The following is a 13,861-nucleotide window of genomic DNA, read 5'->3' as shown; positions in this document are numbered from 1 at the left end:
GCCCTTCATCGTCGAGGTAACATGCACGTGCAATCATCAGGTCAGCGCTGGATCATCTGGCTGACAGCGTTGATTTTGCTGTTCGTCGCGCTGCTGGCGATGCCGGTAATGGCCCAGACGTTCCCGCCGTTGACTGGTCGCGTAGTCGACAATGCCAAAATTTTGTCGGGCGAGCAGACAGCCGCACTCGATGGCAAATTACAGGCGCTAGAGACGTCGTCGGGGCATCAACTGGTGGTCGCGATCGTTCCCGACCTGCAGGGCTATCCCATTGAGGATTATGGCTATCGGCTGCTGCGCAACTGGGAGATCGGCAAGAAGGACGTCAACGACGGGGTCATCCTGCTGGTCGCCCCGACCGAGCGCAAAGTGCGGATCGAGGTTGGCTATGGGCTGGAACCGGTGCTGACCGACGCCTATTCGGGGATCATCATCAACACGCAGATTGTTCCGCGTTTCAAAGCGAATGATTATCCGGGCGGGATCGATGCGGGCGTCGATGCCATTGCAGAACAAATCAAGCTGCCGCCCGAACAGGCGAAGGCGCGCGTGGACGCAGCGGCGCTGGCCGCAGCGCAGGCCGGTAACGCGGAGAGCGATTTTCCCGGTATCGGCTTCGTCCTGCCAATCATGGCGATTTTCTTTTTCGTGGTCCTGCCGCTGCTGCGCAGACGCGGTGGGAGAAGCTATGGTGGGGGAAGCGGGCTTGGCTCGGTGATCCTGTGGAGCGCGCTGGACGCGGCGACGCGCGGGGGTGGCGGTTCGAGCTGGGGCGGCGGTGGCGGTTCAGGCGGCGGTTTCTCGGGCGGGGGTTTCTCCGGCGGGGGCGGTTCCAGCGGCGGTGGCGGAGCGTCGGGAGGATGGTGATGCGTCGCCCCACCGAGGCCGAGCGCCGGGCCATCAGCGACGCCGTCGATGCCGCCGAAGCCGGTACGTCGGGTGAGATTGTCACGATCGTAGCGGACCGATCGGACCGTTACCACGATGCCGGGCTGCACTATGCGATCCTTGCGATCTTCCTTGCGCTGGCAGCCTTTGCCGCCTTACCTGGCAGATATTTGCGCCTGGTCGACCTGGCCAGCGGCGGATGGGTTCAGGACCCTTCGCTGGCGCGTATCCTGACAACGCTGTGGGTCGTGCTGGCGGCACTGTTCCTGATCGTACGGTACGGGCTGGCCTATATGCCGCTGCGCCTGGCCCTGACCCCAAAGGCTACGCGGCGGCGGCGGGTGCGGCGGCGGGCGATCGAATTGTTCAAGGTGGGGACCGAAGCAAGGACTGCCGGACGGACGGGCATTCTGATCTACCTTTCATTGGGCGAATGCATGGCAGAGATTGTCGCCGACAGCGCCATCCACGACGTCGTTCCCGCCACTGACTGGGGCGACGCGATGGCGGCACTGGTCGGCGAGGTGCGCGAAGGCCGGATCGCCGACGGCATGATCGCGGCCATTGGCAAGGTTGGCGCGATCCTGTCGGGCCATCTGCCGAGAGCAGCCGGAGACGTGGATGAACTTCCCGACCGGCTCATCGAATTGTGACGGCACCCGAGGAGATCATGTGGGTCGGGCGCTACATCGCCGCAAAACGGCGCGGGAAGTGGGAGTATGTCAGCCGGGCACGCAACATCGGCGCAGCGGTGATCGTCGCGGTGCAGGATGGCTTCGTCCTGTTGGTCGAACAATATCGGATGCCCCTGCAGGCGCGATGCCTGGAGTTGCCGGCCGGCCTGGTCGGTGACGAAACCGAGGGGGAGGATGTCGCTGTTTCCGCCGCGCGCGAGCTGGAAGAGGAAACCGGCTGGCGCGCCGGTGAAATCGAGATTGTCGGCAATTTCGCCTCTTCGCCGGGCATGGTGTCGGAGACGTTTACGCTGGTCAGGGCGCATGGATTAACCCGGATCGGCGATGGTGGCGGGGTGCAGGGCGAGGACATCACCGTCCACAGAATTGCGATTGCCGATGTGCCTGCGTTTATCAAAGCCAAACGCGGCGAGGGTGTGGTGATTGACGTGAAGCTGTTGCTGCTGATGGGCGCGGCGATCTTGTAATATGCCGGTCAGAAGCTGGTCCACCCCGCCTAACCCTATCTGAAATTATCCGCATAGGTCTGAAGCTTCAACAATCGCTCGGGTGCTGGGATCACGTGCGCGGTAATCCCGTGACGGTCGGCATAGGAAGTCGCCGCCTCGACGGTCGGAAAGTTCAACACAACCTGGCCACGCGTGTCGCCCGATCCCGCCCATCCGGTCAGCGGATCGGACCGCTTGGCCTCGGCAGGCTCAAACTCCAAGATCCAGCGGTCCGTGCCGGCGCGACCGGACTGCATGGCGTTTTTGGGCTTTTGAAAGATGCGGGCATGGCTCATGCCCGTTTCAATGCCCCGAATTACCGTTCCCTCGCAAGCGCGTTCTTCGTCTTCAGCGACGCCGTGGCGGTGGTGGGATCGTCAGGCCAGTTGTGGCGGGGGTAGCGCCCGCGCATTTCCTTTGCGACATCGGCCCAACTGCCCTTCCAGAACCCCGGCAGGTCGCACGTCGTCTGGATCGGTTTCGATCCGGGAGACGTCAGGCTGAGCACCAGCGGCACGTTGTCGCCGATCACAGGGTGCGTCGTCATCCCGAATAGCGCCTGCAATCGCACTTCGACGGTCGGACCCGCCGACGCCGTATAGTCGATGGCGTGGCGCGTTCCGGCCAGCGAGACGAATTCCCGCGGTGCACGGCGGTCGAGCGCCTGTTGCGCCGACCAGTCGAGCAAGCCTAGCCAGGCTTGTACGAGCGCACCGTTATTGATTTCGGAAAGCCGTCGAAGGCCCGAAACGAGCGCAGGCAGCCAATCGGGAATGCGGGCGATCAGAGAGGCTTCATCAAGGCCATCGACACGTGCAAATCGGGCGCGGGCCTGAAACGCCCGGATGGTGTCCGACGGCTCCAGCACCTTCAGGCCATGCACGCGCACGCCCTCAACCAGCGCGTGCGCGATGACGTCGAGCGCGGCGTCGAACGGGACGGAGGCCAGTATGATCGACCCCAGCTTGCGCTCCCGGCGGGCCGTTACTCCCCCGGTCGCGGGATCGAAACGGATCAGGTCGTTGGCCGCGATCGTATCGGCAAACAGCATTTCGACCTCTGCATGCGTCAGCGCTGCCGCCGACAAAATCCGCGCACCCGCCGCCGATCCTTGCGTTTCGGCGACCGCCAGCCACTCGGCGCGCGCCAGGGAGGACATTGGATCGAGCCGGAAACCGCGACCGCCGATGCTGATCCAATCGACCCCGTCGCCGGACCGGCGCCGTGCCACGCGGTCCGGAAACGCAAGCGCAATGCACGGCCCCGCCCCGCCCGACGACCGCCGCGATCCTTCCGTCCAACGGCGCGCAATTGCCCGCGCCGAATCGGCACGCCTGCCCCGGTCGCCGCGCCAGTGGGACAGCCGCGCATCGAGATCGGCATCGGGTCCGCCCAGCCCCCGCTCGGTCAGCAACATCGCCACCTCTGCCGCCAGCGCCCGGTCCTCCGACGCGATCAGCATATGAGCCAATCGTGGCGGCAACGGCATGGCGGCGATGGCCTTGCCATGCGCGGTCGGGCGGCCGTCGTGATCAATGGCGGCGAGGGCAAGCAGCCGCGTTCGCGCCTCGGCCATTGCCGCCCCGGGTGGTGGGTCGATCCAGCGCAGCGTGCAAGGATCGGTTACGCCCCAAAGCGCGCAATCGAGCATCAACGCGGACAGATCGGCTTCGAGAATCTCGGGAGGATCGAACCGCGGCAAACCACCGGTTGCCGCCTCCTCCCACAGGCGTACGGCCAGCCCCGGGCCCTGCCGCGCGGCCCGCCCTGCCCGTTGGATTACTGCGGCTTGCGATGCGCGTTCCGTCACCAACCGTGTCAGGCCAGCCGAGCGGTCGTAGCGGGGACGGCGGGCGAGCCCTGAATCCACCACAATCCGGACGCCGTCGATGGTCAGGCTGGATTCGGCGATGCTCGTTGCCAGCACGATCTTGCGCGCGATCGACGGGGCAATGGCGGCACGCTGGGCCGCGGGGTCCAGCGCGCCGTAAAGCGTGTGGACCACGACATCGGAGGGCAGTCGGTCGAGCCGTCCAGCGGTCCGTTCGAGCTCGGCCACGCCGGGCAGAAAGGCAAGCACCGAACCCTGTTCGGTCGCGATCACACTGCGAATCGCAGCGGCCATTGCATCCTCGATCCGGTCGGAGGTGCGACCCGCATATCTAATCTCGAGCGGCCAAGCGCGCCCCTCGCTTTCGATCACCGGCGCCCTCATCAACGTGGCGAAACGCGCACCGTCGAGTGTCGCGGACATGGCCACCAGTCGAAGGTCGGGGCGCAACCCGGCCTGGGCGTCCAACGCAAATGCCAGGCCTGCATCGCAGTCCAGACTGCGCTCGTGAACCTCGTCGAACAGCACCACCGAGACGCCGGTGAGTTCGGGATCGGCCTGGATACGGTTGCGGAAAATACCTTCGGTCAGGACGAGGATGCGGGTTTTCGCCGACCGCCGGGAGTCCATGCGGGTCGCATAGCCAACGGTTTCGCCAACGCCCTCGCCACGCAGTTCTGCCATACGTTCGGCGGCGGCTCGCGCGGCGATGCGGCGGGGCGACAGCAGCAGCACTTCGCCGGCGCACCAGGGCTGATCGAGTAAACCGGGCGCGACGGCGGTGGTCTTGCCCGCACCGGGCGGGGCAACGAGGACCGCGTTCGACCCCTCGCGCAACACTGCAAGAAGTTCAGGCAGTGCCGCGTGGATCGGAAGCGTCACCGTGCCCTAATAGGCGCGCGAGATTGCGAACTCGACGGCTTCGGTCAACGCCGATTTCGCGGTACCGCGCGTGAACGGTCCCAGCGCGTCAATCGCGCGCTGACCAAAATGGCGCGCGCGGGCGATGGTATCGTCGATCGCTCCAGTGGCGCGGACCAACTCGATCGCGATGGTGAGGTCGTCATCGGAGACCCGTCGTCCTTCGATCGCGTCCTTCCAGAACTTGCGATCCTCATCGGAACCACGCGCATAGGCAAGGATAACGGGCAACGTCATCTTGCCGTCCCGGAAATCGTCGCCGACGCCCTTGCCCATCGTCTCGGCATCCGACGCATAATCAAGTGCGTCGTCAACCAGTTGGAATGCGATCCCCAGGTTGCGGCCATAAGCGTCAAGCGCCTGTTCGACACTGTCATCACGTTCAGCCACGATGGCGGCAATACGGCAGGCGGCTGCAAAAAGGGCGGCGGTCTTGGCGCTGATGATGGCGAGGTAGCGGTCTTCGCCCAGCCCGACCTGGCGCTGCGCGGTCAGTTGGTTGACTTCGCCTTCTGCAATGACGGCGCTGGCGTTCGACAGGATACGCAACACTTTCAGGCTGCCGTCTTCGGTCATCAATTCGAACGAGCGGCTGAACAGGAAATCGCCGACAAGAACGCTGGCGGCATTGCCCCATATGATATTAGCGGTGCGACGACCGCGGCGCAGGCCCGATCCATCGACAACGTCGTCGTGCAACAGCGTGGCAGTGTGAATGAACTCCACACAGGCGGCGAGCTTGTGATGACGCGAACCGCCGTATTCCAGAAGCCGTGCACAGGCGAGAGTCAGCATCGGCCGCATCCGCTTGCCGCCCCCAGCGATCAGGTGACCCGCAAGTTCGGGGATCAGTGGTATTTCCGACTGCATTCGGTCAAGAATAACCTGGTTGACCTGCCCCAGGTCGGTCGCGACAAGCGCCACCAGCGCGTCGAGCGAGGGTGCGGGACACGGGTCACCCGATGGGCCACTCGAAATGCTGTGAACGGTCGCGGTCATTGCCAATTCCTGTGACGCCCAGCTTGGGCTAAGGCAAGAGCGCGTTACGCGTGGAGGGTGCCGATGACCGACGACAAGTTACAATATTTCCGTGAAAGTATCGACAATATCGACGCCGCGCTGGTCTTCATGCTCGCTGAACGCTTTAAGGTTACCCAGGCAGTGGGGGCGTACAAGGCCACGACCGGCCTGCCCCCCGCCGACCCCAGTCGCGAAGCCGCACAGGTCGCACGGCTGCGGAAACTCGCCGAGGATGCCCGACTAGACCCCGATTTCACCGAGAAGTTCCTGCGTTTCATCATCGACGAAGTCATCCGGCATCACACCGGGATGCAGGCATAAATCGCAACGCGAGGGGCTGGCACCGCCATCCCCCGGGCATCACTCACCAAACCTTGATCCGATCCTTTGGAGCCAGATAATATTTCTGGCCGGGCTTCACGTTGAACGCCGCGTACCAGGCATCGAGGTTACGCGCGACATACGGACGGTAGGCGCCCGGCGTGTGCGGATCGGTCGTGATCTGTTTGCGTATCGCCGCTTCACGCATCTTGGTACGCCAGACCTGTCCAAAGCCAAGGAAAAACCGCTGGTCGCCGGTGTATCCGTCGATGACGGGAGCCGGCCTGCCCTTCAGCGACAGGTGATAGGCGTCATAAGCGACGTTCAGTCCCGCCAGGTCGGCCATGTTCTCGCCGAGGGTCAGTTCCCCGTTCACGTGTGCACCTGCGACCGGTTCGTATGCGGCATATTGTTTAACGACGCTGTCAGTAAGCGCTTTGAACCGAGCGATGTCGGCAGCGGTCCACCATTCATTCAGATTGCCCTTGGGGTCGAATTTACGGCCCTGGTCGTCGAAATGGTGACTGATTTCGTGACCGATGACCGCACCGATCGCACCGTAGTTGACAGCGGGGTCGGCGTTGGGGTCGAAGAACGGTGGCTGCAGGATCGCTGCGGGGAATACGATCTCGTTCATCGGCGGATTGGCGTAGGCATTGACCGTCTGCGGCGTCATCCCCCATTCGGTGCGATCAACGGGCTTGCCGATTTTGTTTAGTTCGCGCTGATATTCGAATTCATTGGCGCGCTGAGCATTACCATAGGCGTCGCCTGCCACGATCTTGAGGGACGAATAGTCGCGCCATTTCGTGGGGTAGCCGATCTTAGGGGTGAAAGCCGCCAGCTTCACGCGGGCCTTGACCTTCGTTTCAGGGGCCATCCACACAAGCCGCTGAAGACGCGCATCCATAGCCGCTGTGATATTGCGCACCAGTTCGTCGGCCTTTGCCTTGGCCTCGGGCGGGAAGTAGCGTGCGACGTAGAGCTCCCCAACCGCCTCGCCCAGGTCGCTGTTGACCTGATCTACGCCCCGCTTCCAGCGATCCTTCAATTGTGGTGTCCCGTTCAGCACGGTGCCGTCGAATGCGAAGTCCTCTGCGACAAAGGCCTTGGTCAATAATGGCGCTGCGTTGGCGATTGTGTGGTACGCCAGATAGTCTTTCCACGTCGCAATCGGTGTCGCGGCGATAATCTTGGCGGTCGCCGCAACAGCAGAAGGCTGCGCGACGATCACGCGTTTCTCCGCACCGAGGCCAACGGTGGTCAGCCATGTCGTCCAGTCGACGCCGGGCATCGTCCTGGCCAGATCGGCGACGGCGACGGGATTATACAGTTTTTCGACCTGTCGCTGCTCGGCTCGGCTCCAGTGAATTTCCGCCAGGCTGCGTTCCAGGGCATAAATACGCTGGGCTGCTGCATTGGCGTCCGGCACGCCCGCTAGGCGTAGCATCGACGCCACGTGCGCCTGATACTTGCTTTGAATCTCGACCGATTTGGCGTCGGACTTCAGATAATAGTCACGATCCGGCAGACCCAGCCCGCTTTGCCCAAGCCATCCGACATAGACGGTGTTGTCTTTCAGATCCTGCTGAACTTCGAAGCCGAGAGGCGCGGATATGCCCGTCCGGTTGTCGCGTCCGAACGTCCGTGCAAGGTCAGTCGGCGTCTTGATGGCGGCGATTGTATCCAGCTGAGGGCGGAGCGGGCTGACGCCCTTGGCCTCGATGCCGGCCTCGTCCATGAATGATGAATAGGCAACGCCGATCTTCTCACTCGAGCCGCCCGGTGCGTTCCGCGTTTTCGCCGAGTCCTCGATTACCGCGCGGGTGCGTTGGTCCGACAGGTCGCGCAGGATGTTGAAGCCGCCCCAGCTCGAGCGGTCGGCAGGGATTTCGGTCGTCCTGTTCCACGTTCCGTTGACGTAGCTGTAGAAGTCGTCGCCCGGCTGAACTGATTTGTCCATCGCGGCAAGGTCGACGCCAAAGGGCGCAAACTGCGGCTGACCGGCTAGCGGGGCTGTGGTAGCTGGGGCAAGGGCAACGGGGGCGGATTTGGCAGACAGTCCCGATGTGGCGAAAACGGTGATAGCCACCATTGAGACGGCTGTAAAAAGACTATGTTTCAATTTTGCGACTCCAATTGAATAGTCGCTTTCTGCTCTCGGCTGCCGCGCCGATCAAGCGCGCGGCACAGATATCAGGCGACCACAGGTAATCGTAAACGCACCAGCAGACCGCCAAGGTCCTCGCTTTCGTCGGCCGTCACCGAACCGCCGTAGATTTCGGCGACATCGCGCACGATAGCGAGGCCGAGGCCGGTTCCGGGCTTGCCACTGTCCAGCCGGACGCCACGGTCAAAGATCCGCGTGCGTTCGGTCTCGGGAATACCATTGCCGTCGTCCTCAACCTGGAACTCAACGAATTTCTCATCGCGAACGACCGTCACAAACACGCTGCCGCCGCCGTATTTCGCCGCGTTTTCGATCAAATTGCCAAGCATCTCGTCAAGGTCCTGCCGCTCGACGTGAACCGACGCGTTCTTTTCTCCCGCCATGTCGATGCGAACATGGCCATAAAGCCGTCCAACCGCGCGTTCTACCGCCTGAAGCGACAGCCACGCCTCGGCCCGGCTATGGGCATGACCGCGGCGTCCGACCGCGCGCGCACGAGCCAAATGATGATCGACCTGGCGGCGCATGGTGGATGCCTCGCGGATCACCGTATCGGCCAGGTCAGGGCTCCCTGCGGTCGCTGCGTTCATCACGACAGTCAAGGGCGTTTTCAGCGCATGGGCAAGGTTTCCGGCATGACGACGCGCTTCTTCGGCCTGCTTTTCATTGTGTTCCAGCAAACCATTAAGTTCATCGACCAGTGGGGCGACTTCCTGAGGCAGTCGCTGCTGTTCGATCCGCTGGGCATGGCCAGCACGCATCGCAATGATCGCATGACGCAATTTTCGCAGCGGCCAAAGGCCATAAAATGTCTGGAGCGTGGCCATCAGCAACAGGCCCAGCCCCAGCATGGCAAAGCTGCGGATCAGCGTCTTGCGCAGCGTCAGTATCTGGGCGTCGATGCCGTCACGGGTCTGCGCGACCTGGAATCGCCAGGTCGTCGGCGACAGGGGTAGACGCACGTCGCGTTCGACGATGCGCAATTTTTCGCCACCGAGCTGTACGCTGTCGTAGAAATGGGGTGCCGTGTCGCGATGCGCGCCACCCGGCAAAAGCGTTTGGTCCCAAAGCGACCGAGAGGGAAACGGGTCCTGATTCTTGCCCGTGATCTGCCAGTAGAGGCCCGAATTGGGTTCGAGAAAACGCTGGTCGCCGAGCGGTCGGTTCAGGCGCACCTCGCCATCGGCACCGGTCTCTGCGCTGGCAACCATTGCAGTCAGTATATAGTCCAGCTGGTCGTCGAAATTCTGCGTGATCGCATTGGCCAGGATTCGGTCGAGCCCGATTCCACCTCCCACCAGCAAGATGAGAATCCACGCCGCCGCGATGCCGATCATGCGGCGTGAGAGCGAACCCGTGGACCCCTTCCCCTTAGGCGGGAGAAGCGGGACCGGTTCTGTATTTTTCAAAAGCGTAGCAGGCTTGGCTGCGGAAACCGGCCCCGTCCCATCCCCTTCCCGTAAGAAACGGGGATGTTCGTCGATGTCAGCCAATGGGTTCATCGAGGCTGTAGCCGAGGCCACGGATGGTCGTGATCACATCGGGTCCAAGCTTTTTGCGGATACGCGTGACGAACACTTCGATCGTGTTCGAATCGCGGTCGAAATCCTGATCGTAGATATGCTCGATCAATTCGGTGCGGCTGACGACCTTGCCCTTGTTGTGGAGCAAATAGCTAAGCAATTTATATTCCTGCGCCGTCAACTTGACCGGCTCACCCGCCAGCGTCACGCGGCCCGACCGCGTATCGAGCCGAACATCGCCTGCCGTCATCTCGGAGGACGCATTGCCCGACGCCCGCCGGATCAGCGCCCGCAACCGAGCGATCAGTTCCTCGGTCTGGAACGGCTTCGCAAGGTAATCATCGGCTCCGGCATCGAGCCCGGCAACTTTGTCCGACCAGCTATCGCGCGCCGTCAGCACGAGCACCGGAAACGTCCGCCCCTCCTTGCGCCAGCGATCGAGCACCGTCAGCCCGTCGATCTCGGGCAGGCCTAGGTCGAGGATGATCGCATCATAGCTCTCGGTCGACCCGAGATAATGCCCATCCTCGCCATCGGTGGCTAGGTCCACCGCATAGCCCGCACCCTCCAGCGACGTCTTGAGCTGCGTGCCCAGCGTCGGCTCGTCCTCGACGATCAGCAACCGCATAGTCTTCTCTCCTGCTTCTATTCGCCAGCACGGCCGACGACCGCACCGGTGCGGCCATCGACATCGACCCAGATTACCGAGCCATCACGCATGAATTTTAATCGGTAACGGCCCATGCCGCCATCGAATTCGGCACCGATATAGTCTGCACCGCGTTGCTTCATCCGTGGAACGATGCCCCCCTCGATGTCGCGCAACGGACGCAGGGCGCCGGCCTGCCGCCCACGAAAAGCCTCGTCCTGGTCGGCCCGGTGACGCTGCGCTTCAGCGTGCGGGACCGGAGGCAGCCCGAACAGGGCAAGACTGGCAAAAATGAACTTCATCGCTGTCATGGGCTTGTGGCATAGGGGCGCTGCATTGAACAGGCTGTGAATAACTTGCGGGCAAGGCCGGACGCGGGCATGGCGACCGGAAAGCACTCCACCGCAGATAGTGTCCCTCCCCCTACCCCTCTTGCTCGACGCCAGAGGGGGGAAGAAGAAGTATATGGCCGCAGCAATTCTCGCATTCGAAGACCTTGGCATCATTCAGGGGTCCGGTTGGCTTTTCCGCCATCTCGATATCCACATCGCGCCTCGTGATCGATTGGCGCTGATCGGGCGCAACGGCGCGGGCAAGACAACCTTGTTCAAACTGTTGGCCGGGACCGTCGAATCGGACGAGGGGCGACGAACAGTCGTCCCGGGAACCAAGGTCGTGCTGCTGGACCAGGAGCCGTCCATGGTCGGCCATGCCACTTTGATGGACTTTGCAATGGCCGGCCCCGATGCGCCCGACATTTATGAAGTCGAAGCGATTGCCCATCAGATCGGCATCGACATGACGCGCGATGCGGCTTCGGCTTCGGGTGGCGAGCGGCGGCGCGCGGGTATCGCACGGGCGCTGGCAATGAATCCTGATGTCCTGCTGATGGACGAGCCGACCAACCATCTCGACCTCGCGGCGATCGACTGGCTCGAGGATTGGCTGAAGCGGTTCAACGGCGCCTTCATCGCGATCAGCCATGACCGCACGTTTCTGACGCGGCTGACGCGGGCGACGCTTTGGCTGGATCGTGGTGGCATCCGGCGCAAGGATATCGGCTTCGGCGGCTTCGATGCGTGGACCGAGCAGGTCTTTGCCGAGGAGGCGCGCAATGCCGAGCGGCTCGACGCCAAGCTGAAGCTGGAGCTTCATTGGCTGGAGCGTGGCGTGACGGCACGGCGCAAGCGCAATCAGGGGCGATTGGCCAAGCTCAGCGAAATGCGCGCCGAACGGGCTGCGATGATGGGCCCACCGGGGACCGCTAAGCTGGGGTTAGTCAGCGACGATGTCCGTACCAAGTCGGTGATCCGTGCGGAAAATGTCTCCAAGTCGTTCGGCGGCCGCGAAATCATCCGTGACTTTTCGCTGAAGATTCAGCGTGGCGACCGGATCGGCGTCGTTGGCAGCAATGGCGTTGGCAAGACCACCTTGCTGAAGCTGCTGACCGGCGAACTGCAACCCGATGGCGGCAAGGTTATTCTCGCCAAAACGCTCGACGCCGTCGTGATCGACCAGCAGCGCAGGCTGATGGCTCCGGAAAAAAGCGTTCGGGATGTTGTGGCCGACGGCGGCGACTGGGTCGACGTGCGTGGCGTGCGCAAGCACATCCAAGGCTATCTCAAGGAGTTTATGTTCGAGCCCAATATCGTCGACGCCGCGATCAAGACGTTGTCGGGTGGCGAGCGGTCGCGATTGCTGCTGGCGCGTGAATTTGCGCGGCCATCGAACCTGCTGGTGCTCGACGAGCCGACCAACGACCTAGATCTAGAGACGCTGGACCTGCTGCAGGAAGTTGTCGCCGATTATGAGGGCACCGTGCTGATCGTCAGCCACGACCGTGACTTTCTCGACCGTACGGTGACGATCACGCTGGGGCTCGACGGCAGCGGCAAGGTCGACATCGTCGCCGGTGGCTATGCCGATTGGGAAGCCAGACGGAGCGAGAACGCCGGCGTCGGGCTCAAGAAAAAGCCTGCCAAGGCGGTGGCGATCGAAGTGCCAAAGGCAAAGGCGAAGGTCAAGCTGACCTATATCGACCAGCGCGATTTCGATGGCCTGCCCAAGCGGATCGAGGAGATCGATGCAGCGATTGTCCGCGACGAGGCGTTGCTGGCCGATCCCAAACTATACACCGGTAATCCTGCCAAGTTTGCTGCTTTGAACAAAGCGATCGACACGGCCCGGGCCGAACGCGAAAAGGCCGAGGAACGCTGGTTGATGCTTGCAGAAAAAGCAGAGGGGCTGGGCTGATAGACCCTCATCAGCCAGCGCTGGCCTGTCGGCGCAGCACGAGCTTGCGCGAGACGAACTTCAGCGCGGTGAACGCAACGATCGCCACAAGCGCACCGCCGATCATGTCGGCAAGGTAGTGTGTGCCTTCGACCGGGATCGACAGCAGCATCGCTACGTTCAGGCAGATCAACGGCCACCGCAGCGATCGGACGGGCCATGCAAACAGCATGAAAAGCACGGCGCTGGTAGTGTGGAAACTTGGCGCGCAGACCAGGCCACGTAGCGAACTAAGGCTGACCTCTTGCAAACTGCCGCTGCGCAGGACGGGAATCAGTTGCGACTGATACAGCGCGCTGGTTGGCATGTAGGGGACGGGGCCGTGAAGAAGATATGCCAGCGGACCCTCGGCCGGGAATGCCATGAACAGGACGAGCGTCAGGATGGCAGCCACCCAGAAGCTGGCGATAAACGCGCGCGCTTCGGCTTTGCGATCGGCCTGGGCATAATAACAGAGGATGATGATCGGCGTCACATAGATGCTGGCGTATGCAATGCCGCCGAGAATTTGCAATGACCGATGCGCAACCGTGAAGTCGTACCAGCCCACCCAGTTGAACCGGAATATCCGATCGATGCGCTCCAGCGTGGCATCGACATAGCCCGAGGTTCCAGCCGCCGCCGGGTAACTTGCCACCGCGCCCAACACGCAGAGCATCGTGAACAGGCCGAGATATTCAGCGGCATCTCTTGCAATTCTTTGGGTGCGGGTTGTCGGCAGGCGATACGCAAACCGGATCGAACCCGCTAGGAGAGCGGCCGATAGAAGGACCCCATTTACCGGTGCGAAAAAGTCAAACCGAAGGTTGGCGTGCCTCATCATCAGTGCGACCCCGCAAAGACTGAGTAACGCCCCGATGACCATCCACAGTCCCGCGATGGGTGCCTCAATGTCGCCGGATAAATCAGCGCGATGCGGCAACCACTGGTCAGGAGCAATTAGCGCAATCGTCGCCGGATCTTGCAGCGCTCGGGTACGATATGGAGCCAAAAACGATTCCTTGCCGCTTAGCAGACTGTTTTCGCTCCATCTTCGATGATAGCGGTGAAAGACTGTCTCTTA

Annotated in this window: 13 protein-coding genes; 5 read left to right on the top strand and 8 right to left on the bottom strand. The window is 62.4% G+C overall.

Annotation, left to right across the window (positions count from 1 at the left end; translation table 11 throughout):
- Positions 1 to 21 precede the first annotated feature (21 nt).
- The 3 genes from Q0R02_RS12670 to Q0R02_RS12660 are packed head-to-tail and all read left to right on the top strand — an operon-like array spanning position 22 to position 2,050.
- A complete protein-coding gene (locus tag Q0R02_RS12670) occupies positions 22 to 867 on the top strand; it encodes a TPM domain-containing protein (protein ID WP_293884036.1) in 846 nt (281 codons plus the stop codon).
- Entirely contained in the window at positions 867 to 1,541 is a 675-nt protein-coding gene (locus tag Q0R02_RS12665; protein WP_293884034.1) for a hypothetical protein, read from the top strand. The genes Q0R02_RS12670 and Q0R02_RS12665 overlap by 1 nt, the downstream gene beginning before the upstream one ends.
- Positions 1,542 to 1,558: 17 nt before the next feature.
- Positions 1,559 to 2,050, top strand: coding sequence for an NUDIX hydrolase (locus Q0R02_RS12660; RefSeq protein ID WP_293884102.1), 492 nt, complete (start codon positions 1,559 to 1,561; stop codon positions 2,048 to 2,050).
- A 35-nt stretch (positions 2,051 to 2,085) separates the two neighbouring features.
- On the opposite strand, the gene Q0R02_RS12655 is transcribed toward Q0R02_RS12660, so the two are convergent.
- The 3 genes from Q0R02_RS12655 to Q0R02_RS12645 are packed head-to-tail and all read right to left on the bottom strand — an operon-like array spanning position 2,086 to position 5,822.
- Entirely contained in the window at positions 2,086 to 2,367 is a 282-nt protein-coding gene (locus Q0R02_RS12655; protein WP_293884033.1) for an ETC complex I subunit, read from the bottom strand.
- A 20-nt stretch (positions 2,368 to 2,387) separates the two neighbouring features.
- Positions 2,388 to 4,784, bottom strand: a complete 2,397-nt coding sequence (gene hrpB / locus Q0R02_RS12650; RefSeq protein ID WP_293884032.1) for an ATP-dependent helicase HrpB — start codon at positions 4,782 to 4,784, stop codon at positions 2,388 to 2,390.
- A 6-nt stretch (positions 4,785 to 4,790) separates the two neighbouring features.
- Positions 4,791 to 5,822, bottom strand: a complete 1,032-nt coding sequence (locus Q0R02_RS12645; protein ID WP_293884031.1) for a polyprenyl synthetase family protein — start codon at positions 5,820 to 5,822, stop codon at positions 4,791 to 4,793.
- 63 nt (positions 5,823 to 5,885) lie between these two features.
- Between Q0R02_RS12645 and Q0R02_RS12640 the strand changes: the two genes are divergently transcribed.
- A complete protein-coding gene (locus Q0R02_RS12640; RefSeq protein WP_293884029.1) occupies positions 5,886 to 6,164 on the top strand; it encodes a chorismate mutase in 279 nt (92 codons plus the stop codon).
- 43 nt (positions 6,165 to 6,207) lie between these two features.
- Here the strand turns inward: Q0R02_RS12640 and Q0R02_RS12635 are convergent, their stop codons facing one another.
- From Q0R02_RS12635 to Q0R02_RS12620, 4 genes are all read right to left on the bottom strand, one after another.
- Positions 6,208 to 8,289 carry a M13-type metalloendopeptidase gene (locus Q0R02_RS12635; protein ID WP_293884027.1) on the bottom strand — a complete coding sequence of 694 codons (2,082 nt, stop codon included), beginning with the start codon at positions 8,287 to 8,289 and terminating at the stop codon, positions 6,208 to 6,210.
- A gap of 71 nt (positions 8,290 to 8,360) precedes the next feature.
- Positions 8,361 to 9,671 (bottom strand): sensor histidine kinase, encoded by a 1,311-nt coding sequence (locus Q0R02_RS12630; protein WP_293884025.1) that lies wholly within the window; start codon positions 9,669 to 9,671, stop codon positions 8,361 to 8,363.
- Between the two features lie 148 nt (positions 9,672 to 9,819).
- The gene (locus tag Q0R02_RS12625) at positions 9,820 to 10,485 is read right to left on the bottom strand and encodes a response regulator transcription factor (RefSeq protein WP_293884024.1); all 666 of its coding nucleotides are present in this window, start codon (positions 10,483 to 10,485) and stop codon (positions 9,820 to 9,822) included.
- Between the two features lie 17 nt (positions 10,486 to 10,502).
- Positions 10,503 to 10,817: a hypothetical protein gene (locus tag Q0R02_RS12620; protein WP_293884022.1), complete on the bottom strand. Its 315-nt coding sequence runs from the start codon at positions 10,815 to 10,817 to the stop codon at positions 10,503 to 10,505.
- 154 nt (positions 10,818 to 10,971) lie between these two features.
- Between Q0R02_RS12620 and Q0R02_RS12615 the strand changes: the two genes are divergently transcribed.
- Positions 10,972 to 12,759 (top strand): ABC-F family ATP-binding cassette domain-containing protein, encoded by a 1,788-nt coding sequence (locus Q0R02_RS12615; protein WP_293884020.1) that lies wholly within the window; start codon positions 10,972 to 10,974, stop codon positions 12,757 to 12,759.
- 10 nt (positions 12,760 to 12,769) lie between these two features.
- Here the strand turns inward: Q0R02_RS12615 and Q0R02_RS12610 are convergent, their stop codons facing one another.
- The gene (locus tag Q0R02_RS12610; protein ID WP_293884018.1) at positions 12,770 to 13,789 is read right to left on the bottom strand and encodes a phosphatase PAP2 family protein; all 1,020 of its coding nucleotides are present in this window, start codon (positions 13,787 to 13,789) and stop codon (positions 12,770 to 12,772) included.
- Positions 13,790 to 13,861: the final 72 nt, after the last annotated feature.

Origin of the sequence: Sphingomonas sp. (assembly GCF_025353885.1) — a bacterium.
Taxonomy (GTDB): domain Bacteria; phylum Pseudomonadota; class Alphaproteobacteria; order Sphingomonadales; family Sphingomonadaceae; genus Sphingomonas_O.
The sequence above is the reverse complement of the archived record's forward strand: the minus strand, read 5'-3'. Positions and strand labels throughout refer to the sequence as shown.

Bases quoted from the DNA above. Each gene is read 5' to 3' on its own strand.
- Q0R02_RS12640 (WP_293884029.1), top strand. From the start codon at position 5,886: ATGACCGACGACAAGTTACAATATTTCCGTGAAAGTATCGACAATATC.
- Q0R02_RS12670 (WP_293884036.1), top strand. From the start codon at position 22: ATGCACGTGCAATCATCAGGTCAGCGCTGGATCATCTGGCTGACAGCG.
- Q0R02_RS12665 (WP_293884034.1), top strand. From the start codon at position 867: ATGCGTCGCCCCACCGAGGCCGAGCGCCGGGCCATCAGCGACGCCGTC.
- Q0R02_RS12630 (WP_293884025.1), bottom strand. From the start codon at position 9,671: ATGATCGGCATCGCGGCGGCGTGGATTCTCATCTTGCTGGTGGGAGGT.
- Q0R02_RS12645 (WP_293884031.1), bottom strand. From the start codon at position 5,822: ATGACCGCGACCGTTCACAGCATTTCGAGTGGCCCATCGGGTGACCCG.
- Q0R02_RS12655 (WP_293884033.1), bottom strand. From the start codon at position 2,367: ATGAGCCATGCCCGCATCTTTCAAAAGCCCAAAAACGCCATGCAGTCC.
- Q0R02_RS12625 (WP_293884024.1), bottom strand. From the start codon at position 10,485: ATGCGGTTGCTGATCGTCGAGGACGAGCCGACGCTGGGCACGCAGCTC.
- Q0R02_RS12615 (WP_293884020.1), top strand. From the start codon at position 10,972: ATGGCCGCAGCAATTCTCGCATTCGAAGACCTTGGCATCATTCAGGGG.
- Q0R02_RS12620 (WP_293884022.1), bottom strand. From the start codon at position 10,817: ATGACAGCGATGAAGTTCATTTTTGCCAGTCTTGCCCTGTTCGGGCTG.
- Q0R02_RS12660 (WP_293884102.1), top strand. From the start codon at position 1,559: ATGTGGGTCGGGCGCTACATCGCCGCAAAACGGCGCGGGAAGTGGGAG.